General features: G+C 43.5%; 1 protein-coding gene. It reads right to left on the reverse strand.

Annotated features, from left to right (window positions below):
- A partial coding sequence (locus SB725_RS32620; RefSeq protein WP_410923629.1) for a hypothetical protein occupies positions 1-253 on the reverse strand: 253 nt, incomplete at both ends.

Genomic DNA, 253 nt, shown 5'->3' on the forward strand with positions numbered 1-253 from the left:
TATGAATACGATAGCGAGTCATGGTCAGCAGCGCATCGCCAATCTCATCACTAGCTTTGATCGTGCGCAGATTAAAATTAGCATAGCGCTGGCAAGGAGTAGTAGCAGGATCTTGTCTGTCACTTACAGCGCGACAAATATCAGTATCGGTCAAAATCCCTAAGAGTAATCTTGTCTCATGTTGCGCTGTAAGTGAGCCATCTAAATCATCTAGTTGTAAGTCATCTAAGCCATCCAAACTATCTAAGCCATG

The organism is Pseudomonas sp. SIMBA_041, from assembly GCF_046535095.1.
Taxonomy (GTDB): Bacteria; Pseudomonadota; Gammaproteobacteria; order Pseudomonadales; family Pseudomonadaceae; genus Aquipseudomonas; species Aquipseudomonas mucoides.